24 protein-coding genes are annotated in these 22,669 nt (G+C 62.9%); 8 read left to right on the top strand and 16 right to left on the bottom strand.

From position 1 onward, the window contains the following. Positions 1 to 2: 2 nt before the first annotated feature. The gene (gene dnaJ / locus OOZ51_RS02665; protein ID WP_265977349.1) at positions 3 to 1,133 is read right to left on the bottom strand and encodes a molecular chaperone DnaJ; all 1,131 of its coding nucleotides are present in this window, start codon (positions 1,131 to 1,133) and stop codon (positions 3 to 5) included. 67 nt (positions 1,134 to 1,200) lie between these two features. Continuing rightward, complete coding sequence (gene hrcA / locus OOZ51_RS02660; protein WP_265977348.1) at positions 1,201 to 2,214, bottom strand: heat-inducible transcriptional repressor HrcA; 1,014 nt, start codon at positions 2,212 to 2,214, stop codon at positions 1,201 to 1,203. A 215-nt stretch (positions 2,215 to 2,429) separates the two neighbouring features. Here hrcA and OOZ51_RS02655 point away from each other — a divergent pair, with 215 nt between their 5' ends. Both OOZ51_RS02655 and OOZ51_RS02650 read left to right on the top strand, forming a co-directional pair. After that, positions 2,430 to 3,287, top strand: a complete 858-nt coding sequence (locus OOZ51_RS02655) for a DUF3097 domain-containing protein (protein WP_265977347.1) — start codon at positions 2,430 to 2,432, stop codon at positions 3,285 to 3,287. Positions 3,288 to 3,435: 148 nt separating this feature from the next. Then, on the top strand, positions 3,436 to 3,849 hold the full coding sequence (locus OOZ51_RS02650) for a DUF4870 domain-containing protein (RefSeq protein ID WP_265977346.1): 414 nt from the start codon (positions 3,436 to 3,438) through the stop codon (positions 3,847 to 3,849). Between the two features lie 58 nt (positions 3,850 to 3,907). On the opposite strand, the gene hemW is transcribed toward OOZ51_RS02650, so the two are convergent. After that, complete coding sequence (hemW, locus tag OOZ51_RS02645) at positions 3,908 to 5,137, bottom strand: radical SAM family heme chaperone HemW (RefSeq protein ID WP_265977345.1); 1,230 nt, start codon at positions 5,135 to 5,137, stop codon at positions 3,908 to 3,910. 63 nt (positions 5,138 to 5,200) lie between these two features. Continuing rightward, positions 5,201 to 7,054 carry a translation elongation factor 4 gene (lepA, locus tag OOZ51_RS02640; protein ID WP_265977344.1) on the bottom strand — a complete coding sequence of 618 codons (1,854 nt, stop codon included), beginning with the start codon at positions 7,052 to 7,054 and terminating at the stop codon, positions 5,201 to 5,203. Between the two features lie 179 nt (positions 7,055 to 7,233). On the opposite strand from lepA, the gene OOZ51_RS02635 reads away from it, so the two are divergent. Both OOZ51_RS02635 and rpsT read left to right on the top strand, forming a co-directional pair. Further along, positions 7,234 to 7,803 carry a type II toxin-antitoxin system PemK/MazF family toxin gene (locus OOZ51_RS02635; RefSeq protein WP_265977343.1) on the top strand — a complete coding sequence of 190 codons (570 nt, stop codon included), beginning with the start codon at positions 7,234 to 7,236 and terminating at the stop codon, positions 7,801 to 7,803. A 170-nt stretch (positions 7,804 to 7,973) separates the two neighbouring features. Continuing rightward, complete coding sequence (rpsT, locus tag OOZ51_RS02630; RefSeq protein ID WP_028267110.1) at positions 7,974 to 8,234, top strand: 30S ribosomal protein S20; 261 nt, start codon at positions 7,974 to 7,976, stop codon at positions 8,232 to 8,234. A 307-nt stretch (positions 8,235 to 8,541) separates the two neighbouring features. On the opposite strand, the gene holA is transcribed toward rpsT, so the two are convergent. Continuing rightward, complete coding sequence (gene holA / locus OOZ51_RS02625; RefSeq protein ID WP_265977342.1) at positions 8,542 to 9,558, bottom strand: DNA polymerase III subunit delta; 1,017 nt, start codon at positions 9,556 to 9,558, stop codon at positions 8,542 to 8,544. Continuing rightward, entirely contained in the window at positions 9,477 to 10,499 is a 1,023-nt protein-coding gene (locus OOZ51_RS02620) for a ComEC/Rec2 family competence protein (protein WP_265977640.1), read from the bottom strand. The genes holA and OOZ51_RS02620 overlap by 82 nt, the downstream gene beginning before the upstream one ends. A gap of 85 nt (positions 10,500 to 10,584) precedes the next feature. Between OOZ51_RS02620 and OOZ51_RS02615 the strand changes: the two genes are divergently transcribed. Next, positions 10,585 to 10,809, top strand: coding sequence for a hypothetical protein (locus tag OOZ51_RS02615; RefSeq protein WP_265977341.1), 225 nt, complete (start codon positions 10,585 to 10,587; stop codon positions 10,807 to 10,809). Beyond that, the gene (locus tag OOZ51_RS02610) at positions 10,809 to 11,018 is read left to right on the top strand and encodes a helix-turn-helix domain-containing protein (RefSeq protein WP_265977340.1); all 210 of its coding nucleotides are present in this window, start codon (positions 10,809 to 10,811) and stop codon (positions 11,016 to 11,018) included. Before OOZ51_RS02615 ends, OOZ51_RS02610 begins: the two co-directional genes overlap by 1 nt. 173 nt (positions 11,019 to 11,191) lie before the next feature. Here OOZ51_RS02610 and OOZ51_RS02605 read toward each other — a convergent pair whose 3' ends face one another. The 8 genes from OOZ51_RS02605 to OOZ51_RS02570 all read right to left on the bottom strand — a co-directional run bounded on the left by OOZ51_RS02605 (position 11,192) and on the right by OOZ51_RS02570 (position 19,361). Beyond that, positions 11,192 to 13,819 (bottom strand): phage tail protein, encoded by a 2,628-nt coding sequence (locus tag OOZ51_RS02605; RefSeq protein ID WP_265977339.1) that lies wholly within the window; start codon positions 13,817 to 13,819, stop codon positions 11,192 to 11,194. 73 nt (positions 13,820 to 13,892) lie between these two features. Then, positions 13,893 to 15,401 carry a phage major capsid protein gene (locus OOZ51_RS02600; protein ID WP_265977338.1) on the bottom strand — a complete coding sequence of 503 codons (1,509 nt, stop codon included), beginning with the start codon at positions 15,399 to 15,401 and terminating at the stop codon, positions 13,893 to 13,895. Positions 15,402 to 15,799: 398 nt separating this feature from the next. Next, positions 15,800 to 16,114, bottom strand: coding sequence for a hypothetical protein (locus tag OOZ51_RS02595; RefSeq protein WP_265977337.1), 315 nt, complete (start codon positions 16,112 to 16,114; stop codon positions 15,800 to 15,802). Between the two features lie 2 nt (positions 16,115 to 16,116). Beyond that, positions 16,117 to 16,452: a hypothetical protein gene (locus OOZ51_RS02590; protein WP_265977336.1), complete on the bottom strand. Its 336-nt coding sequence runs from the start codon at positions 16,450 to 16,452 to the stop codon at positions 16,117 to 16,119. Further along, positions 16,452 to 17,036: a hypothetical protein gene (locus OOZ51_RS02585; protein WP_265977335.1), complete on the bottom strand. Its 585-nt coding sequence runs from the start codon at positions 17,034 to 17,036 to the stop codon at positions 16,452 to 16,454. The genes OOZ51_RS02590 and OOZ51_RS02585 overlap by 1 nt, the downstream gene beginning before the upstream one ends. A gap of 117 nt (positions 17,037 to 17,153) precedes the next feature. Continuing rightward, positions 17,154 to 17,345: a helix-turn-helix domain-containing protein gene (locus tag OOZ51_RS02580; RefSeq protein WP_265977334.1), complete on the bottom strand. Its 192-nt coding sequence runs from the start codon at positions 17,343 to 17,345 to the stop codon at positions 17,154 to 17,156. 191 nt (positions 17,346 to 17,536) lie between these two features. After that, positions 17,537 to 18,901 (bottom strand): recombinase family protein, encoded by a 1,365-nt coding sequence (locus OOZ51_RS02575; protein ID WP_265977333.1) that lies wholly within the window; start codon positions 18,899 to 18,901, stop codon positions 17,537 to 17,539. Next, positions 18,816 to 19,361: a ComEC/Rec2 family competence protein gene (locus tag OOZ51_RS02570; protein WP_265977332.1), complete on the bottom strand. Its 546-nt coding sequence runs from the start codon at positions 19,359 to 19,361 to the stop codon at positions 18,816 to 18,818. The genes OOZ51_RS02575 and OOZ51_RS02570 overlap by 86 nt, the downstream gene beginning before the upstream one ends. A gap of 78 nt (positions 19,362 to 19,439) precedes the next feature. On the opposite strand from OOZ51_RS02570, the gene OOZ51_RS02565 reads away from it, so the two are divergent. After that, positions 19,440 to 19,580, top strand: a complete 141-nt coding sequence (locus tag OOZ51_RS02565; protein WP_265977331.1) for a hypothetical protein — start codon at positions 19,440 to 19,442, stop codon at positions 19,578 to 19,580. Positions 19,581 to 19,904: 324 nt separating this feature from the next. Here OOZ51_RS02565 and OOZ51_RS02560 read toward each other — a convergent pair whose 3' ends face one another. Beyond that, the gene (locus OOZ51_RS02560) at positions 19,905 to 20,864 is read right to left on the bottom strand and encodes a ComEA family DNA-binding protein (protein WP_265977330.1); all 960 of its coding nucleotides are present in this window, start codon (positions 20,862 to 20,864) and stop codon (positions 19,905 to 19,907) included. Between the two features lie 81 nt (positions 20,865 to 20,945). Between OOZ51_RS02560 and OOZ51_RS02555 the strand changes: the two genes are divergently transcribed. Further along, on the top strand, positions 20,946 to 21,194 hold the full coding sequence (locus tag OOZ51_RS02555) for a hypothetical protein (RefSeq protein ID WP_265977329.1): 249 nt from the start codon (positions 20,946 to 20,948) through the stop codon (positions 21,192 to 21,194). A gap of 412 nt (positions 21,195 to 21,606) precedes the next feature. On the opposite strand, the gene OOZ51_RS02550 is transcribed toward OOZ51_RS02555, so the two are convergent. Beyond that, positions 21,607 to 21,867 (bottom strand): META domain-containing protein, encoded by a 261-nt coding sequence (locus tag OOZ51_RS02550; RefSeq protein WP_265977328.1) that lies wholly within the window; start codon positions 21,865 to 21,867, stop codon positions 21,607 to 21,609. Positions 21,868 to 22,669 lie beyond the last annotated feature (802 nt).

Below are 22,669 nucleotides of genomic sequence, written 5' to 3'. Positions count from 1 at the left end.
CGCTACAGGTTACCGAGCTTGTCCCGCCATTTCGCGAACATACCGCCGCTGGCTACGAGCTTCCCCTCCGTGAACTGCTCTCCCCGCAACTTGGCCAGTTGGCGAAGCAGGTGTTCCTGTTCGGCGTCGATCTTTCCGGGCGTCTCAACGTGCAGGTGTACCTTGAGGTCACCTCGGCCATATCCGCGGAGATGGGTGACGCCCAGTCCGCGCATGGTGATGACTTCGCCGGACTGGGTGCCGGCCTTGACGTCGATCTCCTGGGGCCCGTCAAACGTATCCAGCTGCAGCTCGGTTCCCAGTGCCGCGGCCGTCATGGGAACGCTCAGGGTCGCGTGAAGGTCGTCGCCCTCGCGTATATAGGTGGAATCGGCGTTGACCCGGATCTCCACGTAGAGATCGCCGGAAGGACCGCCGGCCGGCCCTGCTTCGCCCTGGGATGACAACTGGATGCGCGTTCCGGTCGCCACGCCGCCAGGCACTTTGACGGTTAGCGAACGGCGGCTGCGGATGCGGCCCTGTCCGCTGCACTCATTGCACGGATCCTTGATGATCGATCCGAAACCTTCACATGAACCACACGGCGCGGAAGTCATGACCTGGCCGAGGATGGAGCGGACTGCGCGCTGGACCTGACCCGAGCCGCCGCAGATGTCGCAGCGCTCCGGGTGGGTGCCCGCTCGGCAGCATGAGCCCTCGCACGTGGGACAAACGACCGCAGTATCCACTTCAAGCTTCTTGTTGACGCCGAAGACGGCCTCGCGCAAATCGATGCGGACACTGATCAGCGCGTCCTGGCCGCGGCGCATGCGCGATGCCGGTCCCTGCATGCCACCGCCACCCCCGCCGAAGAAGGTGTCGAAGATGTCCTGGAACGCGAATCCCTGGCCTGCGTAACCTCCGCCGAAGCCGTTGTCGGTGCCGTTCTCGTTGCCCGTGGCGTCATACACGCGGCGCTTCTGGGGGTCGGAGAGGACCTCGTAGGCGTGGGTTACGGCTTTGAATTCCTCGGCGGCGCCTTCTCCGGGGTTCACATCGGGATGCAGCTTGCGGGCGAGCTTGCGGTAGGCCTTCTTGATCTCCTCGCCGGTTGCTTCCGGTGAGACGCCCAGAACGTCATAGTGGCTGCTCAAAGTCGGTATCTCTTCCTTGTTTTATGGTTACACTGCGTTTCATGCGAGACGGTTTCCGGCCGGGCTGTCAGCCGCCCAGAATGCGGGAAAGGTAGCGTGCGACGGCGCGGACGGCCGCCATTGTGTTGGGATAGTCCATCCGGGTAGGACCAAGAATGCCGATCTTGGCCCTGCTGCCCGGACCGTAGCCGGTGGCGACCACCGACGCTTCGGAGAGACCGTCGTAGGGGTTCTCGCGGCCGATGCTCACGGTGACTCCCCGAGGGTCTTCGGCCATGTCCGAGAGTAGGCGCAACATGACCACCTGTTCCTCGAGAGCCTCCAGGACCGGCCCGATGCTGAGAGGGAAATCCACGTTGGAGCGGGCCAGGTTTGCTGTGCCTGCCATGACCATGCGTTCGTCCCGGCTTCTGTCGGCCAGCCTTTCCAGGCCATGGGCGAGGACACCGGCAAGGCCTCGAATCGTTGGCGGGCAGAGGGCAACCACGGACGGCAGGACCTGCGGCATGAGGTCAAGCTGCGAGCCGGCAATGCTTCCAAGGAAACGTGCACGCAAGGCCATGACATCTTCGTCCGTGGCATCGGCCCCTGCGTGCACCACGCCCTGTTCCACTTTGCCGGTATCGGCGATAAGTACTACCAGGACCTGGCGCGGAGCCAGCAGCACAAACTCAATGTGCCGTACGCGGGCGCGGCTAAGGTGCGGGTACTGCACGACGGCGACCTGGTTGGTCAGTTGGGACAGGAGCCGAACCGTGCGCTCAAGGATGTCCTCGACGTCGTCGGGTCCCTCAAGCAGCGAGTGGATGGCCCGCCGCTCGGCGGCTGAAAGCGGTTTGACCTGGGATATACGGTCGACGAACAGGCGGTAGCCCTTGTCCGTGGGGATCCGGCCGGCACTGGTGTGCGGTGCGGCGATGAGTCCTTCTTCTTCCAAAAGGGCCATGTCGTTGCGGATGGTGGCGCTCGACACTCCCAAATGGTGGCGTTCGACCAGGGCCTTTGATCCGACGGGCTCGCGGGAGTGAACGTAGTCCTCCACGATGGCGCGCAACACTTCAAGCTTGCGTGGTTCGCTCACTGCCCACCTCCATTCAACAGCCAGTGCTGAACAGCTACTACTCAGCGACCTGAAATTCAACAATTAGCACTCAACATGCCCAAGTGCTAACAAGTCTAGTATGAGCCACCACGTTGTTAGCATTGGTACCGCTCGCGGCGAACACGATTCCCGCGCGGTCCGGCGGAACGTCCAGGGCCGTCATTGATCCCCTAGCGCAAAGTGGTGTGAAGACCGTGTCTTACGACAATTGGGGCCCGCAAGACCTCTCCTCGCCTGCCAAGCGGCAACTCCCCGAGGTGCCCGTTGAACGCGGAATGGTCCTCGAAGACGTGCAGTCCGGTTGGGTCGGGGCCGTGACCAGGGTCGAAAAGGCCGGGGGCATGCACATTGTGGTGCTGGAGGACCGCCGGGGAAAGAACAAGTCGTTCCGGCTCGGCTTTGGATTCCTGCTCGACGGACAGCCGGTGAAACTTCTGCCGCCGGCGCCACGCGCCGCCGCCGGAGCGGTCGCCGGGCAAGCGGGCAGGACCGCTTCGGGATCCCTCAGGGTGGCCGGCCAACGCGCGCAAGTCGCCAAGGCAAGCCGGATCTGGGTGGAAGGCAAACACGACGCCGAACTCGTGGAGAAGGTCTGGGGAGATGACCTCCGGGTGGAGGGAATCGTCGTCGAACCCTTGCATGGCGTTGACGATCTCAAGGCGGCGATTGCCGAGTTCTCTCCCGGCCCGGGCCGCAGGCTCGGAGTCCTGGTGGACCATCTGGTGCCGGATTCGAAAGAGTCGCGGATTGCCGCCGATGCCATGACACTGGTCGGTGCTGCAGGAAACGTGCTGATCGTGGGCCACCCCTATGTGGACGTCTGGCAGGCCATCCGTCCCAGGGTTCTGGGGATCCAGCAATGGCCCATCATCGCCCGCGGGACCGATTGGAAGACCGGCATCCTGAAGTCGTTCGGGTGGCCGCACGAGACAGCCGAGGACGTCGGGCTAGGCTGGCAGAAGCTTCTCGGCGCCGTCCACAGCTACGCGGACCTGGAGGCCTCCCTGCTGGGACGGGTGGAAGAAGTGATCGACTTCCTGACCGTACCCTGACGGCTCCTTGCAGCTTTCGGTTCGCTTTGGCAGCGGCCTCTGTACGGTTTCCGCCACTTTGGGTCCCGGGGTTGGTCCGCTGATCGCGCGCTAAGCAAGTATTCTGGGACAGCAACACTGCACCGATAGATACTCGAAGGAAGAAACTGTGGCAGACAACGCTCCTGACGATGGGGACGGCGCCTCGGGCCAGTCCCAGTACCACGGCGTTCCTGCCAACGCGCTGCCCTTGACCGCCTCGGAAGACCGGCAGTGGGCAACCCTGGCGCACTTCGGCGGGATCCTCGGCTGTGTGCCCTCGCTCCTGATCTACCTGATTTTCCGCGAACGTGGCCCCTTCACGGCACAGGAATCCAAAGAGGCGCTGAACTTCACTTTGCCTCCAACGATTGCCGCAGTGCTCGCCAACATTCTGGTCTTGCTCCCGGTGGTTGGAAACTTGTTCGCAGTTCTGGCCACGGCAATCTGGGTTGCTGTCACGTGCTTCTCTGTATCTGCCGGCATCCGCGTCAACCACGGACAACCGCACCGCTACCGCTTCAACCTGCGCTGGATCAAGTAGCGGCTGTTCCCCCGGCCCACGAGTGCTCGCGCCAGCCCGTGCCCGCGATGCCGGCGGGCTACTCCGGGAGGATGCGGCGCACCACCGCGTCAGCCAGTAGCCGCCCCTTGAGCGTCAGTACCAGCCGCCCTTGAAAGGCCGCCGCAGGCTCAACCAGGCCGTCGGCAATGAGGCCCGCCACGGCATGGCGGCCCACCTTGTCGAGGGCGTCTACCTGGAGCCCCGTGCCGAGGCGCGCCTCCAACATGATGCGTTCCACTTCCCGGGTTCCGGCGTCGAGGGTTTCGCGCCCAGCGGCAGGAGAGACGCCTTGACCGAGCCTGTTTGCGTAAGCCGTGGGGTGTTTGACGTTCCACCAGCGGACGCCGCCCATGTGGGAATGCGCGCCGGGTCCGATGCCCCACCAGTCATCTCCCCGCCAGTAGGCAAGGTTGTGTTTGCACGCCTGTTCGGGTGTGCGGGACCAGTTGCTGACCTCATACCACTCGAGCCCGGCGGCGCTGATCAGCTGATCGGCGAGTTCGTATTTGGCGGCGTGGTCGTCGTCGTCGATTCCGGGTACTTCTCCGCGCCGGATCTGGGCGGCCAGCTTGGTGCCTTCTTCCACGATCAATGCGTAGGCGCTGATGTGGTCCGGGTCGTAGGACAGAGCAGTCTCAAGGGAAGTCTGCCAATCGGCCATCGACTCGCCTGGAGTGCCGTAGATCAGGTCGAGACTCACGGCAAGGCCGGCGTCGCGGGCCCATTGGACCACCAAGGGGACCCTGCTGGGTGTGTGCGTGCGGTCCAGGACCTTGAGCACGTGAGGGACCGCCGACTGCATGCCAAAGGAAATCCGCGTAAACCCGGCGTCGGCGAGCAGTTGGAGGGACTCGGGCGTCACAGAGTCCGGGTTCGCTTCAGTGGTGACTTCGGCGCCCGCTTCCAGGCCCCAGTGCCCGACGGCGGCCGTCAGGATGCGTGCCAGGTCTTCAGCAGGCAGCAGGGTCGGCGTGCCTCCGCCGAAGAACACCGTGCTCAAGGGCCGGTGCGGGAGTCCGGAGGCGCCCATGGCCCGGACGGCGAACTCCACTTCCGCAATCGCAGTCGATGCGTAGGCGTCCTGGGATGCGCCGCCCCCAAGCTCGGTGGCGGTATAGGTGTTGAAGTCGCAGTATCCGCAGCGCACGGCACAGAAAGGTATATGGACGTACAGTCCAAACTTGCGTGACTCGACACCGTCAAGCACCTGCGGCGGCAGGAGGCCGTCCGCAGGTGCCGGGTCTCCGAGGGGAAGGACACTAGGCACACGATCCTCCGTGTGCCCGTCCCCCAAGTGCGCGTCCCGCAGCGTTTTGGGCGAACAGCCCCATTACTTCTTGGCCTTGTCCTTGGATTCGTCGGTGGTAAGGGCTGCGATGAACGCTTCCTGTGGAACCTCCACGCGGCCCACCATCTTCATGCGCTTCTTGCCTTCCTTCTGCTTTTCCAGAAGCTTGCGCTTACGGGTGATGTCACCGCCGTAGCACTTGGCAAGGACGTCCTTGCGGATGGCGCGGATGCTTTCGCGGGCAATGATGCGTGAGCCGATGGCAGCCTGGATGGGCACCTCGAACTGCTGGCGCGGAATGAGTTCGCGCAGCTTGCCGGTCATCATGACCCCATAGGCGTAGGCCTTGTCACGGTGGGTGATGGCGCTGAAGGCGTCAACCTGCTCGCCTTGGAGCATGATGTCAACTTTGACCAGATCGGCAACTTGCTCGCCGTCCGCCTTCCAGTCCAACGAACCGTAGCCACGGGTCTTGGACTTAAGGATGTCGAAAAAGTCGAAGACAATTTCGGCAAGCGGCAATCGGTATCGGATCTCTACACGGTCCTCGGAGAGGTAGTCCATGCCGCCCATGACCCCACGGCGGCTCTGGCACAATTCCATGATGGCGCCGACAAACTCATTGGGCGCCAGGATGGTGGCGGACACCATCGGCTCACGGACCTCCGAGATCTTGCCCGTGGGGTATTCGCTGGGGTTGGTGACGTGAAGGACACGCTTGTCTTCCAGCGTGACCTCATACTCAACGTTGGGAGCGGTGGAGATGAGGTCGAGGTTGTACTCGCGCTCGAGGCGCTCACGGGTGATTTCCAAGTGCAGCAGGCCAAGGAAGCCCACACGGAAACCGAAGCCCAGGGCGGCCGAAGTCTCCGGTTCGTAAACGAGCGCTGCGTCGTTGAGCATCAGCTTCTCGAGGGCATCCCGGAGCACCGGATAGTCCGTGCCGTCCAAGGGATACAAGCCGGAGAAGACCATGGGCTTGGCGTCGGCATAACCGGCCAGGGATTGCGCAGCGGGCTTGGCCAGGTTGGTTACGGTATCGCCCACCTTCGATTGGCGGACGTCTTTCACGCCCGTGATCAGGTAGCCGACCTCGCCGACGCCCAGACCCTTGGAGGGAGTGGGTTCCGGCGAGCTGACACCGATTTCCAGCAGTTCGTGTGTGGCACGGGTGGACATCATCTGGATCCGCTCGCGCGGGTGCAGCATGCCGTCCACCACGCGGACATAGGTGACCACGCCGCGATACGTGTCATATACAGAATCAAAAATCATGGCGCGCGCCGGGGCTTTGGGGTCGCCAACGGGCGCCGGTAAATCGCGGACGATCTTGTCCAGGAGGGCCTCCACGCCGGCGCCGGTCTTGCCAGACACGCGCAGCACGTCCTCGGGGTCGCCGCCGATCAGGTTGGCGAGTTCCGCCGCGTACTTTTCGGGCTGGGCGGCCGGGAGGTCGATCTTGTTGAGCACCGGAATGATGGTGAGGTTGTTTTCCATCGCCAGGTAGAGGTTGGCCAGGGTTTGGGCCTCGATGCCCTGCGCCGCGTCCACCAAGAGGACTGCACCTTCACAGGCCGCGAGGGAGCGGGAGACCTCATAAGTGAAGTCAACGTGGCCAGGGGTATCGATCATGTTCAAGGCGTAGCTGGTGCCGTCAAGTTCCCAGGGCATGCGGACCGCCTGGGACTTGATGGTGATGCCACGCTCGCGTTCGATATCCATGCGGTCCAGATATTGGGCCTTCATGTCGCGGGATTTAACGACGCCGGTGTACTGCAACATGCGGTCGGCCAAGGTGGATTTACCGTGGTCGATGTGGGCGATGATGCAGAAGTTCCGGATGATGGCCGGATCTGTCGCGGCGGGCACCGGTGCGGTGCGGGCCATGGGAGACACGCAGGGTCCTTACTGTTGACACTCACACGGCCGAACCCCGGACTGATCTGGACCAATCCGGCCGATGCCGCATATCTGAACTTATAGTCTCCCATGAACACGACGCCGGTTGTGCACTCCGATCAGGCGCTGTTGCGTTGCGGGCGACGCAGGATGTCAATGGAAAGTACGGTGGTGCCATGGCATCGGACACACATTTGCTTGGCAGACTACTGAAAGGCTCCCTGGGCTACCTTCGACGGATCGTCGGAGCCTCAGCTGGCACAGGCACTCGCCAACGCCCGAAAAGCCGGGCGTCAGCGGAGGCGAACCGCCCCCGGAACGCGGCGGCCGGCGTCGGGCAGCTTTCCCGGCCCTATCCGGGGGACTTCCGGGGCAAGGTCTCTCCGCGGTACTCCCCCAACCCTGATGGCAAACCGGATCCCGGAGAGATCGTGTGGTCGTGGGTCCCCTACGAAGAGGACTATTCCGAGGGCAAGGATCGGCCGGTCCTTTTGATAGGGCACGACGGCGGGTGGCTGCTGGGGCTGATGCTGACCAGCAAAGACCACGACAATGGCCGCCGCTCAGACGACTACGTGGACATCGGGACCGGCGCCTGGGACCCCCGAGGACGGCCCAGCGAGGTCAAGGTGGACAGGGTGGTGCGCATCAATCCCGCGGATGTCCGGCGTGAGGGCGCCGTCCTGGACAAACGCACTTTCCAGCTGGTGGCCCGGCGACTGGATGGGCAACACGACTCGGCGTAGACGGCAAATCCCCGGAAAAGCGCAGAGTCTGATAATATTTATGGCTGTGTGTCCGTGCAGGTCGACGGCCACTCATGGTTGGCTGCCATAGGCATCCCCACGCCGCTCAGTCGATGGCCAACCTGAAAACCCTCTAGACCATTTCCGCATTAAAAAGAGAGTTCACACACGTGGCTAATATCAAGTCCCAGAAGAAGCGCATCCTCACCAACGAGAAGGCTCGCCTGCGTAACAACGCTGTCAAGTCTGAGCTGAAGACGGCCATCCGCGCCGTTGCCACCGCCGTTGAGTCCACGGACAAGGATGCCGCTGCAAAGGCTCTTGTTGCTGCCAGCCGTAAGCTGGATAAGGCTGTCAGCAAGGGCGTTATTCACAAGAACAACGCTGCAAACCGCAAGTCGGCGATCTCCAAAAAGGTCAACGCACTTTAAGGTTTATCCAGTTCGACTGAGCTGAACGTGAGGCCGGCGCCCAATGGGTGCCGGCCTCAGTTATTTAAGCCGGCATGAATGAGGCGGAACGGGCCACCGGGCGGTGGCTCCGATTTGCGACGCACAATTGGACCCTCGAACCCCAGTCCAGGCATTTGTCGTATTCCAGCAACAGATCCCACTTCTGTTGAGCAGAGAACCGATGCAACTTGCTCGGACGACTCGGAATTTCCATAAGGTTCCTTCCCCGCCACAAAAGTGTCACGCAACAGGCTGACACACAGGGATTCTGGGTGTCGCGCGTCGCCTACCGGCCCCGGGCCGAAGCGGCAATGACGGTGACGGCGTGCTCCACCGCGTACACCGGATCCCTCGAGAGACCCTTTACTTGGGCATCCGCTTCCGCCGTTACCTGGATGGAACGGATCAGGCCTTCAGGAGTCCACCGCCGGACGTCCCGCTGCGCCTGCTCCACGAGCCAGGGCTGTATTCCAAGCTGCTTGGCGATCTGTGCTGACGAGCCCTGGGCTCCGGCGACCTTGGCGAGGGTGCGAAGCTTCGCGGCAAGGGCGGCAACCAGCGGCACGGGGTCAACCCCGGTGGCGAGGGCATGGCGGAGGCCGGTCAGGGCCTGCGGGCCGTTGCCGGCCATGGCGGCGTCGGCAACCTTGAAGGCGGTGGCTTCCACGCGGCCGCCGTAGTACCGCTCCACGGTGGCTGCGTCCACGGCGGCGGTGGCATCCGCGATGAGCTGGCTGCACGCTGCTGCGAGCTCCGAGAGGCTGGCACCGACTGCATTGACGAGGTCCTGGACAGCTTCCGCTTCGATGCGGCGGCCGCCTGCCTTGAATTCCGAGACGACGAATGCTGTTTTCTCGGCATCCTTTTTCAAGGGCTGGCAATCCACGACCGGCCATCCGGAGGACTTGATGGCGTCCAGAAGCTTCTTGCCTCGTACTCCCCCACCATGACGAAGGACCAACACGACGTCATTCTCAGGATGCGTGAGGTAGGTCAGCGCATCGGCAAGAAAGGCATCGTTCATGGACTCAAGGCCCTCGACCTCGATGAGTTTGGCCTCATCGAACAACGACGGCGTGACGGTCATCGCGAGGGAACCGGACTCGTAGCTTCCAGCGTTGAGCTTGCTGATTTCCACATCAGGTGCGGTGGCCCGCACTTGGGAACGGATCCGATCCATGGCACGGATTCCGAGGTACTCCTCAGGACCGGTGACAAGCACTACGGCGGACGGGGTAACGTCCCGCCAGCTGGCGGTGTTTGCCGCGGAGGTTTTAGCCTTGGAGACCTGGGCAGCAGCCAATGTTGCTTCCTTCCAGAAGGGTTTTTGCAGGATCCCAGTCTCCCACGTCCAGCGTCGCGCGCAGTGGTCGCCAAGGCCCGGGCCCCATAGCCGGGCGTCCGGGAGCCCCCGGAATGCCACTTAGCCCTTCGGCGACGGACAGTTGGCTCCGCAGCCTTCATGAGGAGCAATAGCCGGCGGTGCAAAGCCAGCACGGTGTGGCCCGTCCACGCTGGATGCAGGACCAGCCACACGAGCAGGATGGTCACAACAGACCACAGAAGCATGGTGGCAATTCCTGTCAGGCCTTCCGGCCAGGGCAGTGCCGCTCCCGGAAGTCCTGCGAAGAACCGGGCGATGACCGCCACCATTCCCGCGCTCGCTCCGGCAATGGCCATAGGAATGGCAGCTAACCAGGGAACCAACGGAACGATCGGAACGGCAATGGTCCCCAGGATAGTCACCGGTGGGACAAACGGAGCTGCCGCGACGTTCGTCAGCAATGAGTAGCTGGAGAATTGTGGCTGCAGGGCAACAATCACCGGGCTGCACAGGAGCTGCGCCGACAATGGAACGGCAATGGCCGAAGCGATCCAAGAAGGCAGCCAAGCTGGAGCCCAGGATGCGATGGGCTTTGCCAAGAGGACAATTCCCAGCGTGGCGAGGACCGACAAGAGGAATCCCACGCTCATGCCAAGTGAAGGATCCAGAATGAGCAGGCAACTGATCGCGAGGCAGAGAAAGCCCAGGCTCCGGCCCCGCCGCCCGCCGCTAAGGGCTGTAAGGCCGATAGCACCCATAACGGCTGCCCTGAGGACGCTCGCATCCGGGCCGACCATCATGACAAAGGCCGCCAAGCCCACAAGGGCCACGATTGCCGCGGCGCTCCTGGGAAGCCGCAAGCTTCTGGCCAAAAGCACCAAGCCCCCGAGGATGAGGCTGCAATTTGCGCCACTGACTATCGTTTAGGTATATACCTCGCTGGGAGGTAAAACCCCCGCGATGCCGCCAGGCATCCGGGGGCGTGACCGATTTGGAGGATCGGCAATGTCAACAATACAACTCAGTGATCCAGAGGCCGTCGTCAAGGCACGCATCCAGACCGCCATGGACAATGATGGTCTCACCCGCAAAGCCGTTTACAGCGCAATCGGCATCTCCCGGAACACCTTCGAAGTCAGGATGGCCCGTGGGGGCTTCTACGTCCGGGAGTTGATCCGTGCAGCGGACGCGCTCGGCATGACGTTCCACGAACTGTGCAGGGGCATCTAATGGAACTCGACTGGACAAGGATGGTCGTAGGCAACATCAAGCGGCTTATGAAAGAGGCCGGGAAGACCAGGAACGAGGTGGCGCGGGATGCTGGGATCCCACGCGAGACGTTCTACCGGAAGCTCAAGGCTCCCAACACCTTCATGGTGTGCGAGCTGGGCGACGTCGCGGAAGCGCTTGGCGTGACCGTGTCCGAGCTTCTGATCTGACAAAACAAAGAAGAGGCGAGGCTCCGGTGTTCGGAGCCTCGCCTCTTTTGTGTTGTGGCGCTGGCGGGGGCTGCTAGCGAAAACCCAGGATGGGGCTTTCTCGTCCCGCCATCGCTCCCACGTTCCCCACCATTGCTCAAACTGGGAAGTGGGTGACGTTGACGCCACAAGTCTTATCGGCGCATCCCTCCAAGCCCGCGGGCCGCAGCCCCGGTAGTGACCTCTTCAAGGTGGGCGTTGAACTGCTTGTCACCGACCTGCAGAATGTAGGTCTTGGGCCCTGTGTCGCGGCCGTTCATGACCCCGAGCTGGTCCGCGCCCCCAAGGTTGGCGGCGGTCCCGGCGCCGGCCGGCACGTTGAACGACGCGCCTGAAACCATATTCGTAACGTTGCCCAGTACCGCATGGAGGTTTGGAAGCGAGTCCTGGATCCCGTCGATCAGGCCGCCCATGATCCATCCGCCGTGAGGCTTCAGCATGACCTTGTCATAGCTCTCCGGCCCCTTGTGGTCCTTGATGAACTGTCCGACATTGCCGAGGACATCGCCCAGGCCGCTCAGTGCACCCTTGATCCCGCCGATCAGGCCGCCGATGATCTTGCCGCCGATGTCAAGGAGCCAGTCCCCAGCTCCGGAAAGCGCACCAGCTACCTTGTCTTTGATCCCGCCGAAGAAACCAATTACCTTGTCCACGGCGCCCGAGACTCCATCGACTATGTTGTTCCACGTGCCGGACACGAAGTTCCCCACCTTGGTGAAAACATCGTTTGTGACATCCCAGAAGTGGTTCCAGCCGTTCACCAGTCCGTCAATGAATCCCTTGACGAAATCGGCCACCGTCTGCCACGCCTGGATGAACCACGGAACAAGGGTGTTCTTGACCCAATTCACGACGTACGAAATCGTGTCGCCCAGCAGTTTGAACTGCGGGCCGAGCTGGTCCGCGAGCCAATTGACGAGCGGGACAATGGCGTTGTTGACAATCCAGATGAGCGCCTTCGCCAAGCCCTCCAGGATTATGCCCTGGAGCTTCACGAGCGGCAGGAGAAGCGGCATGATCGCGGTCAGGAGCGAGCCAAGGAGCTTCGCAAGGACGCCAAGGAGCGGGGCGAGGATCTGCCCGATCATGGGCAGCAGTGGACCTATGGCTTTCAGCATCGCCCCGAGCCCGGCGTCGATAAGCTGCATGAGCGGGGGCAGGATCACCTTGAGCGCCCCGGCCAGGGCGCCGCCGACAACCTTCACGAGATCGCCCAGTGCGGGAAGGATCGGGATGATCGCCTTCCCGATGGATAGCAGCGCATCCCCCAGCGCGCCCGAAAGCACGTTCTGTAGATCCTGGATCACCGGCAGGAGCTCACCGATGACCGGCAGGAGCGCCTGACCGAACGCGGACGCCAACTGGATAAGCGGGCCGATCATCGTCACGATGGGCGACAGCAGGTTCAGCAGCGGGTCAATCAGCGGAATCACGGACGGGAGAAGCTTGACGAACACGCCCACGAGCTGCTGGAAGATCGGCACAAGCTGGCTGCCGATGTCCGTAATGACCGGAGCGAACGCCGCAATGAGGCCGCCTATCGCGGGCAGCATCGGCAGGATCGCCCCAAGGAGCTGCCCGAAGACCGGCGCCAGAGCGTTCAGGACCGGCGTCAATCCGCCAAGCAGCGACTGGACGAGCGTGCCCACGAACATGGAAAGGCTCGCCATGGCCCCGCTCATGGGACCGGCAATGTTGCCAAGGAACGCCCCGAGGATAGGCAGGAGGTTGTTCACCATGCCCAGCAGACTCCCCAGACCGGCCGCCCCACCATCCGCGCCGATAGTGAGGTTCTGGAAGAAACCTCCAAGCGCCGTACCAAGACCCGAAAGGCCGGTCGAGAGCGCCATCACGGGGCCCGCTGCTTGAGCGAGTGCGGCGTTCATGCCGGGCATGATGTTCTGCACCAGCCCGAGAAGCCCCTGGGAAATCGTCGCAACGGCCGGCGCCGACGATTCGAAGGCGTCATGCATGGCCCCACCCATGCTCTTGAGGGTTTCCGCGGCCGACGTCGCAATGTTCCCGAACATGGTCGTCATGGGTTCGGACGCCTTGAGCATGGTGTCCTTGATGGACGCGCCCGCGTTCGTGAACTGCGCCGTGAGGTCCGCGTTCGTTGAGGCCGCGGTCTTGACCATCAACGCGCCAACCCCGGCGAACAGCAGCGGCAGGGCGGCCAGGGCACCGCCAGTGAGAGCCGAGGAAGCAGCAGCGCCCGCGCCCATCAGGCCCATGACGGCAGTCATCTTCATGACGTTGGCCGAGACTGAGGGCGTCACACCGCCGATGACGTTGTTGATCGTGTTGAAGCTGCCCACAATCTGGGTAGCGGAGATGCCCACGCCATTGGCGGTGTCCTTCGCGGACTTCTCCACCTTCTTGCCGGATTCCTCGGCCAGCTTCGCCGCGTCAGCCGTGGCCTTCCCGAGAGCGTCCTCGGCCTTGATCATCGCCTGACGGGTAGTCAGAACAGCGGACTCAGCCGCCATCTTCTGCTTCGAGGTCGACTCCGAATTCTTGTTGACCGCCGCGAGGGCTTCCTCAGCGAGCGCAACACGGCGGGTCGCTATCTCCAGCACGCCCCGCTGGTCCGCTACCTTCTTCCCGGCGTCCTCAGCCGCAGCCATGGACGCATTCATGCCGATGGAAGCAGCCTTGGTCTTGGCGTCCATCTCCGTGGCCTTCGCGGCGATACCGTCGAACGCCTTGGAAACGCCCTCGTCACGCCCGAAAATGTTGAAAATCATCGAAGCGTCACCCATGGGTTACCGCCTTTCTACCCCTGCCACTAGGGCGCCGTCCTTGATGGAAACGGCGCCCTAGTGAGGGGTTTTGCTAGAAGGTCGGAGCGATGAGGCCGTTGCCGGCGACGGTGTCGACGCCGCCGATTTTCGCGACGGCGGCCGGGTAGCGGCCGGCCGTGAACGCGATGTACGAGTACACGACGAGCTTCGTGGTCAGCGAACCGCCCGTGGTCTGCTCGAAGGAAAGCTGGCGCGGCATGCCGTCGCCGTCCTCCCACAGCAGGAGCTGATCGGCGTCCACAGAGAGCATGACGTCCTCATTGAGGGTGCCAGCGTTCGTCGGAATGTTCAGGTCCAGCAGGACCGGAAGCCCCGAGTTGTGCACGCCTACGAACGGAGTCTCGACGGTCGCGAGATCCTTGTTGCCGAAGCCGCCCGTCGCAATCGTGTTGAAGGCAACATTGAGGTTGCTCTGCACAATCGGACGGTTCGAGGAGTCCACGAGGCCGCACAGCCAGGACCAACGCCGCGGATGCATGACCAGCAGCTCGGGCGCGAGGCCCTGACCGGCGCTGTACACGGCATTGTTGGCGCCGGCTACCTTCAGGTTGAAGTTCGCGGGGCCGGCCGCAGCACCGAACGCGGTAGCCGCGCCGATACCGCCCGTGTTCATGATGCCGAGCGCCTGACCGGACGAGCCCGTGCCGCTGAGGATCTGCCCATCCACGGCCGTGGCGTAGGCCTTGACCAAGTCGGTGTAGATGAGCTGGTCAACGCCCGTGCCGCGCTCCAGGGACTGGCGGGACACGTCCTGCTGGCCCGCGACGGTCACAACCGGGACGGACAGATTCCCCCAGACCTCGTCCGTCGAGGAGACGGCCGAGTTTTCAGACGCCTGGACGCCGGCCGAAGCGCCCGTGGTGCCGCGCGGGATCGTGAACGACATGCCCTGAGCAGGGATCTGAAGGCGCTGGATCACGTTGGCCATCGGACGGCCGTTGCGGAGCACGAGCGCAGCCTGATCCACGAGGTACTGAGGGACCACGAGGCCGGCAAACGAGCCGGTGGACGTGGCACGCTCGGTCATTTCGCGGTGGAACTCGACCTCGCTGGCGTGGCGTTCGAGGCGGTCACGTGCGCCGCCGTTACCGCCGCCGCGGGACCAATTGTGAGCGTCTGCAAAGAAGGACGTGCCGCGGCTGGCCGTGGCACTGTCGTAGATGCGCGGTTCCCTGGTGTCCCCGGTGCGGATGACACTGTCGTAAGCCCGCGTCTGGCCGACTCGGACCTCATAGCTATCCCCGGACGCCACGGCGGCCGCACGGGTCGGCGTGGTCTGCTGCGAGGCGCGGAGGTAAGCGCCGTCCGCTTCCTGCTCGTCCGAGTACTCGCGGATTTGGTCGCTCAGCCCATCAATCTGACGATCAAGGGTGCTGATTTGGTGGCGGACCTGGGAGAGTTCGCCGTGGTTGACGGGTCGACCCGCTTCGTCCTCCTCGAGGATGCCGCGGAGTTGGTCCGCGAAGCTGTTGCGCGCGCTGAGTTTGGCGTTTCGTTCGTTCTTGGTGCGCTCGATGAGCTGCGAAATCGTGAGTGCCACTGAGAGAGTCCTTTCACAATGGTGGCTTGGCTTCACGGGGATCGCTGGTACCCCTTGCCAGGCGGCCATTGCTGGACTCGCGCGACCGGCTTCTGAATCCAGGCTCTCGACGCGGATTCAGTGCCGGCAAGTTACGGATCAGGCCTCAACGCGACCCGCAACTTGCAGCTGATTCAATTTTAAAGCACGCCCGAGTTAAATGAGCGGCGCGGCACGCCGGGTGAGTGGATACAACGCGAAATGGGTTCAAAAGGACGGTTTGACCTGCGCAAACGGGCGATTCGCTACGCTACAACGAGAAAATTCATGCCGGTGGAGTTTTTCTGGGTGAGGGCGGGGTCTTCCACCTGGCCCCTGCCTAAAAACCCGGGCCCGTTTCGTGGCGCTTAGGCCCTGGGTCACTCCCCCGGGCGGTCGTCTTCCTCGGATTGCAGCCATTGGAGTGCCTCAGCCGCGCCGGTATCAGCGCCGTTGCTCGCGAGCTGTGCCTGCCATTGGGTGATGGCTCGCTCGCGCCCTCCGCACAGGTTGTCCATGATTGGGCGCATGAGTCCGAGGTTGTACTCGTTGACGAGTTGGCACCACTCGGCGCGGTGCTCTGGCTGTTGCTCGCTGAGTAGTTGCGCATAGAGCTCGGCAGCGTTGCCGTTGAGCAGTGACTCTGTGATGAGGGACTGCGCGTCCCTCAGTGTCTGGGCGTAGTCGAATGCCATGGTCAGTCCTCTGCTGTGAAGGTGGCTAGGTAGGCGTCGAGGTCTGGCTCTGGCGTTCCGTCCGCTGCGGTGAGGCTGTGGTGTCGCTTGATCTGCCTCGCGCCGTCGACACCTGCAAGGCTGTCGAGCTGGTTGGCCAGGGATTCGGCCAGCTCGTAGGCGTCCTCGAGCGTGAGCACAAGACGTGCTTGTCCGCCCGCGGTGAGCACGAGCCCATCGCGGGCTGTGTGGGCAGGCGTGACGATGCGTGCCGGCCGGATAGTCAGCGTCGCGCCGTCGTTCCGGATCCGGTCGTAATGCTCGGGCCCGTATTGCAATGGTGGTCTTGTTTGTTTCATTACCAAGTGCTCCATTCGTTCGCAGGTGACTTACTCGCCTGAGGTGATAGTGGTTCCTCTTGTATTCCTGTAGTGGTTCCTGAAGTACTCCTAGGGGGCAATGTTTTCTTGCCCCTATCTCCAATGTTTTCTTGCCCCACGAGGGGCAATGTTTTCTTGGCCCTCTTTATTGGATGCCAGCGAATAACTGGACGTTTGTCGGGATCGTGTGAATCGACTATTTCCGGTTGGAAAGTCTCGTCACGGTCGAGGGCCAGGGCGTATTCGGCGCGGGTTCCTATCCGGGCATTGCCGCTTGAGACGACGGCGCCGGCCTTCACGAGGTTTGCGACGGCCTGCCGAAATGTCTCCTTCGCGCTGTCCTTCTTGCCCCTGGGATCGAGCCCGATTGCTTCGGCCGCGTCTTCCCATCCGCCGAAATATCGAGGAGGGCGACTTGGCTTCAGCGTCGGCTTTCCCTTTTCGTCCACCCCGCCTTGCTCGGTGTCGAGCGAAGTATTGGCCATGTAGAGGAGCAAGCGGGCGTCTCGGTGGCTCAGATGCCGCCAGAGGGTGAAGACCTTCGCAACGTTCGTAGCGCCCATCCGGTCACCTCCCGTCGCGCTGGGTCTGATCGCTGAGCGCGGTGGCAATAAGGAGCCGCTGCCGGTCTGTGAGCGGCTGCCATTGGGCGGCTACCTGGGCGGCGTACTCCTCGATGGTCATTCCTCGACGGCCTTGCGCACTCGAAGGAAAGTGGCAGCGACGTCTTCAGCGTCGAAACGGAGCGCGCGGCCAATTCGGAAGGGTTTTAGCGTTCCATCCTCGACGCGCCTATAAACGGTCCATATGCTCAACTTGTAAATTCGGGCGACGTCCGCGACGGTTAGCGCCTGGGATTTGCCCTCTTGCATTTCCATTTTCCTGCCCCCCTGCCATTTCTTCGCTTTTGCTTACCTTTGTCAGTAAGCGGCAGGTTTGGCGGAAAGAAAAACGCGGCATGGTGCGGCTGGGATAGGCTACGGCATGCTACGGCATGCCACGGTATGCCACGATGATTTCGGATCGTTACCGAACCGTTATCGGAATGGGCTTTCCAAGGGCGTTAGAAGCGCTGCTGTATGTCGATGCTCTGAGGGTCGAAGCGGACGCCTCGGGCACGGGCCGGCATGATGCGTACCTCCATGAGTCCGCGGACGATCTCGCGCTGTGTGAGGACTGGCAGCTTGTCCCAGCGTGCCGCAGTCGCGGCAGGGTCGGCTATCGTGAGTTTCTTCGGTGCGGACATCGCCCGTAGGCGCCCGCGTGCGGCGTCGAGCTGGCTCAAGATGGATGATTCCACCTTCGCGAGGCCCGCGGCGCTCAGCGTGCCGGTGGCGGCTTGCTCGTAGAGGGATTCCAGCCGCGCCTCAAGCTCCTGAACCTTGTTGGCCGCGTCGCTGATGCCGGGATCGGCGTGGGCGTGGATCGCCTGGAGCGCGTCGGGGCGCGTGAGGACGTTCTTCACGACGGCGACGACTGTCTCGTCCGTCGGGCCTTGCGCGCGGCCGACGCAGTGGCGCTCCTTGCAAATGTACGTCGGGTACTTGCCCCTGTTCACGAGGCGCACAATCGGGCCGCCGCAGACGCCACACTTCGCTATGCCGGTCAGCAGGTGCGCCGGTTCGGTGCCGTGGAACTTGGTCCGGTCGGGCGAGCCGAGGATGCCCTGGAGCGCTTCCCACCGCTCGGGGTCGATCAGCGCGGGCCAATCGGCATCGCGGAGGACTTCGCCGCGGTATACGCGCTTTCCCGCGTAGGTAGGGCTCCGCAGAAGCCTCTGAATCCTGAGGTCCGACAGGCGGAACTGACCGCGCGTCTTGAAGTCCTTGGCAATCTGGTAAATGCTCTCCCCCGCCAAGACGCGGTCAGCTGCCTCAGTGATCAGCTTGGACTCCTCGGGGTGTGGCACCTGACGTAGGAGGTTGCCTGTGTCTGGGGCATAGACGCGCGTGTATCCGAAGGGGATCCGCCCGTGCGGCTTGCCCGCGTTCGCTTGAGCTCTGACGGCCCGCTGGACCCGCTTCGACGTCTCTCCTGACTCGCGCTCGGCAACGAGCATGTCTAGGCCGGTGGTGAACGAGTCGTCGGTTCGCTCGAAGTCGTACACGCGCCCGTTGTAGGCCCATTTCACGCCGGCCTTGCGGCATGCGTCGCGCATCTGCGTGTAGACGTTCAGGTCACGAGTAGCGCGGCTGGCTTCCCAGGTGACAATGACGTCGACTTGGTCAAGCTCGGACATGAGCCGCTCGAAATCCGGGCGCCCCTTTCGCGCATACCTGGACGCCGAACGGTCATTGTCGGTGTACAGGCCTGCAATCTCCCAGCCGTTTTGTCGGCAGAGGTCACGGCAAACGGCCTCTTGTTCCTCGACAGAACGCCCGCGCCCGTTGCGGTCCTGGCTGACTCGCGTGTAGATAGCCGCTTTCATGAGTAGAAGTATACCCCTTGCGACTTTTCGCGCCGCTGACGGCCGTGAGATGAGTGGTGCCGGTGGTTTTCATCGCGTCTTCCAGACTTTCGTCCAGACCGGTGGTGTCGCCCGTGACCATTCCGGGCAAGAGACCAGCGGCGTCGCCCTGCAACCATTCGGCAGCAGAGGCGAATTGCTTCTTCAACTGCGCCGGACCTTTCGGCATAACGCCCTCCGTTTCCAGCCTGGGCTGTGCGTTGGCGCGGTGCTGTGCGTCGAGGTCATGCCGCGCGTCCGGCTTCATAGGAGGTGTAGCGGCCGCGAGAACGCCGGCCTCCAACTGCCCTGCTTTTGCCTGCTTCAGCTTCCCCGCGGTTCTGACCTCGTCGCCCGTTGTGACCTGATCCCAGCCCTGCCCCCCGGTGAGCAGAATTCTTGTGCGGGAACGGATCAACTGACCATCGGTTGCTATGTCCATCACTTCTGCCGGAACTGCCCACCGTCCCGATCCAGGCGAGCCGGTGCCCAGTTCGCGGGGCTCTCCCACGATTAGCACGTGGATGACAACGGAGTCCCGGGATGCCGCGGCCTCAGCGACGGGGCCGCCCTGGCGCGGTCCCGCATCCATTGCCGCATGGGCCGCCACGGCCGCACCGAACAAGCACGCAACGGCCAGGGTGGCGGCAACGGTCCTTGAGCGCGAACGTGGGTTACCGCCCACGCGGGCTTCCGGGCGTCTCGACTCCGGGCGCCGCGGAGCGGTTTGCCGAATCTGGGGGATTCGCCGACGCCGGCCTCCCAGCAGAAGCCCCGCGACAACACACAGGCCCGCACACAGGGCCGCTATCCATGACGACGGCAAGAAGGGAGCGGAGAGGGATACGGCCCACGTGAGTGTGGCGGACGGGACCAGCCGCAGGTCGATGCGGCTACGGTTCCCATGGGCGTCCTCGCGCCCCGACGGCGTCGATCGCGCGGCGCTTGCCTGCCCGGCTCCCTTCATACCCGATCGTCGGCCATGTCAGACCGTCACCAAGGGCAGCAGGGATTCCATCATCTTCGGGCCGACGCCGTCTACGGCGTCCAGATCTTCCACCGCCGCAAACGGACCGTGCTGCTGCCTCCACTCCACGATGCGCTTGGCCAGGACCGGACCAACCTTTGGCAGGGCATCGAGTTCCTCCGCCGTCGCGGTGTTGAGGTTGAGCTTTCCTCCCGCAGAGGCTCCGGATCCCGAGTTTCCGCTTCCCGAAGTTCCCCCGCCACCCCCTCCGCCCGCGGCCCCGCCGGCAGCTCCAGCCACTGGGGTGGTAACGGCATCCCCTGCCCGCGGAACATGGATCTTTGCAGCGTCCTGCACTACGGCCGCAAGGTTGAGGCTGTTCAGTTCGGCGGCCGGCTCCGCGCCCCCGGCAGCGGCGATCGCATCAAACACTCGTGCTCCGGCCGGCAACGTGACGATTCCGGGGTTCTTCACGGCACCGGCGACGTGGACAGTAAGCTGGCCGCGCCGCGACTCGGGCGAGTCATCCTGGGCGGTGCTCCCACCAACGCGTGGGGCTGCACCAGCTAGCGAACTGCGGACCATGGGCTCGACCGTTGGCTGGGCCGTCCACGCCTGCCAGGCGAACCACAACAGCAACAGCAAGCATGGAACGGTCAGCAAGACAGCCACTCGCCTCGGCGTGCGCCAACGAAGCCGCGGAGGAGCCAACGATTCGCCAGAGACGCCTGAATCGCCGGAATCTGGTTCACCGGAAGAGTAGCCGGACGGGGAAGTCCCAGTGTTGCCCTCAAGCAACGGGTGTAAGGGCAGTAACGGGTCCCTACCGTCGTGGCCCCGTTGAAGTTCGACCTGTCCGGCGCCTCCCAGCTCAGCACTATGCTCGCCAGCCAGGGGCGGTCCAAGACGGGCCGTGAACCGTCGACGCGCAGCATTCGCGGCGTCGTTGGCTGAGGCGGCACCGTTCCTGCGTGGCATACGATCGAGCCTAGAACTGCCCACCCCGCCGTGGCAGGCGGCATCGACTCTATGTGGAAAAGGTCACCATCAAGAGGCCTTGTGGAGGATCAGTTGCACACGGGGACGCGTCGGCAACAGGTCGGAGATCGGAGCAGTATCGGTGCGGTCGACATCTGGCTCGTACAGGTCCGCCGGAACGTCGCCTATGTCCGGACTGAACACCGTGCAGTCGCTGCCCTCGCGGCTTACGTCGACGCCAGTCGTATTCTCCCCCGTCTCAGGCAGCTTCGCCAGCAGCATGCGGTCGATGACGCGGATCGGTACAGCGCGTTGGAGTTATCCACGTAGTCCCAGTTGCCCTCGACTTAGCCAGCGGAACTCGTATGCTTGTTATCCATGGGCTGTTGCCCAGCCCTCGCTGGTGCGGGATCAGCAGACCCGGCAGACGCCGGACCATACTCGACACCTAGGGCGGGGCCAGCGACCAAGGGTTCACGGCCAGCACACGGAAACCGTAAGCCTCGGCGTAGCGATCGATCTCGTTTGACCCAGAAGGGGCTGTCCGGCGAGGTCGTAGCCGCCACCGCGGCATTACCACCGATTCCGGTTGAGACGAGCAAAATGGCCACCGATGCGCGAACAGCAAGCGATAAGAACTTCAATTTACCCCCAGGTTTGATTAGTTCATCGATATCTAATTTTGCTAGGTTGGCTATAGCGGGCGTCAGCAATTAGGACGCTGATCCGCTCAGCGTGGTCGTTACTTGCTTTTGAATTTGAGAGTGTCGGTTCCGTCCTTCCATGTCAAAGTGTCCTGATTAAAGGCCATTTCAATAGGCTGTTTCAGGAACTGTACAACCCACTTTTCCTGTTCAGCGGGGTCGCCGACGCATCCAACCGCTCCGAGCGCCAGCTTTTCAACAATGAGAGTGCTCCCTGTGATCATTGCTGGTCCGCTGATCGGATTGCAGGGAGTTTTCGCGGTGAACTCCAGTCCACCATTCACAGAATTCAGCTCCACCGTAAGCCCGCCAGCGGCTACCCACGGGAGAGTGACGCCATTCGAAGTTCCCGAAATGCTGACGTATTGAGAGCACGGAGCAGACGGAAGAAAAGGCGCGCAGGATACCTGTGGAGTTGCGGAACTGATCGGAGGCGGAGTGGGTACCGCTGTGCCGGCTTTGCCGACCGGGCCAGACGCGCAAGAAGTTGTGATCAAGCCTACGAAAAATAAGCAAAAAGTGAATTTCAGCAACGAAGAATGCTTCATCGAATCCCCTGAATATTGAAATTGATCGGAGCATATACGTGAATTCGATCTTTGTCACTGAGTTTCTCGTATATCGTTTTCAACGATTCCTACTAGGATGATCGCCCCGATTGTCGATACTAGCTCGTGATGGCCGCCGTCCGCGTCCGGATAATCGGTGAATGCCATCTGTGCCAAGGATCCGCCGTCGCGTTTCGCGGCTTCGGCAACAAAGTCGAGGCTCAGATGGGTCGCGGCCTGGGCCAGGAACGAGCGAGGGGACAACCCCGACCGGCGTTGGGAAGTCGCCGGGCCGGCCGCGGCTGCCCGGTTCTTACGCGATGGCGTCGTTGGACCGGTGGCCGGGAGGATAGTCGCTTGGCAGGCTCAGCGTGGGCAGGCACCACTCCGAGGCTGCCCACGATCGAGCTCAAGAGAAGAGCGGGGATTCTGGGCGGCCGCCAGTGCTTCATGCGCCTGGGCTCTTGCCGGACAAGCACGTTTCCACGCATGGCCCGGACAATCCGGTTACCTATAGTTTTGATGCTGTTCAATGTCTTCTCCTTTCCTGTCT

Source organism: Arthrobacter rhizophilus (assembly GCF_026241105.1).
GTDB lineage: Bacteria > Actinomycetota > Actinomycetes > Actinomycetales > Micrococcaceae > Arthrobacter.
Note: the sequence above shows the minus strand (reverse complement) of the source record. Positions and strands in the feature narration are given on the sequence as shown.

Bases quoted from the DNA above. Each gene is read 5' to 3' on its own strand.
- OOZ51_RS02635 (WP_265977343.1), top strand. From the start codon at position 7,234: ATGGCATCGGACACACATTTGCTTGGCAGACTACTGAAAGGCTCCCTG.
- OOZ51_RS02615 (WP_265977341.1), top strand. From the start codon at position 10,585: ATGTCAACAATACAACTCAGTGATCCAGAGGCCGTCGTCAAGGCACGC.
- OOZ51_RS02610 (WP_265977340.1), top strand. From the start codon at position 10,809: ATGGAACTCGACTGGACAAGGATGGTCGTAGGCAACATCAAGCGGCTT.
- OOZ51_RS02605 (WP_265977339.1), bottom strand. From the start codon at position 13,819: ATGGGTGACGCTTCGATGATTTTCAACATTTTCGGGCGTGACGAGGGC.
- OOZ51_RS02595 (WP_265977337.1), bottom strand. From the start codon at position 16,114: ATGGCATTCGACTACGCCCAGACACTGAGGGACGCGCAGTCCCTCATC.
- OOZ51_RS02590 (WP_265977336.1), bottom strand. From the start codon at position 16,452: ATGAAACAAACAAGACCACCATTGCAATACGGGCCCGAGCATTACGAC.
- OOZ51_RS02585 (WP_265977335.1), bottom strand. From the start codon at position 17,036: ATGGGCGCTACGAACGTTGCGAAGGTCTTCACCCTCTGGCGGCATCTG.
- OOZ51_RS02580 (WP_265977334.1), bottom strand. From the start codon at position 17,345: ATGCAAGAGGGCAAATCCCAGGCGCTAACCGTCGCGGACGTCGCCCGA.
- OOZ51_RS02575 (WP_265977333.1), bottom strand. From the start codon at position 18,901: ATGAAAGCGGCTATCTACACGCGAGTCAGCCAGGACCGCAACGGGCGC.
- OOZ51_RS02570 (WP_265977332.1), bottom strand. From the start codon at position 19,361: ATGGACATAGCAACCGATGGTCAGTTGATCCGTTCCCGCACAAGAATT.
- OOZ51_RS02560 (WP_265977330.1), bottom strand. From the start codon at position 20,864: ATGCCACGCAGGAACGGTGCCGCCTCAGCCAACGACGCCGCGAATGCT.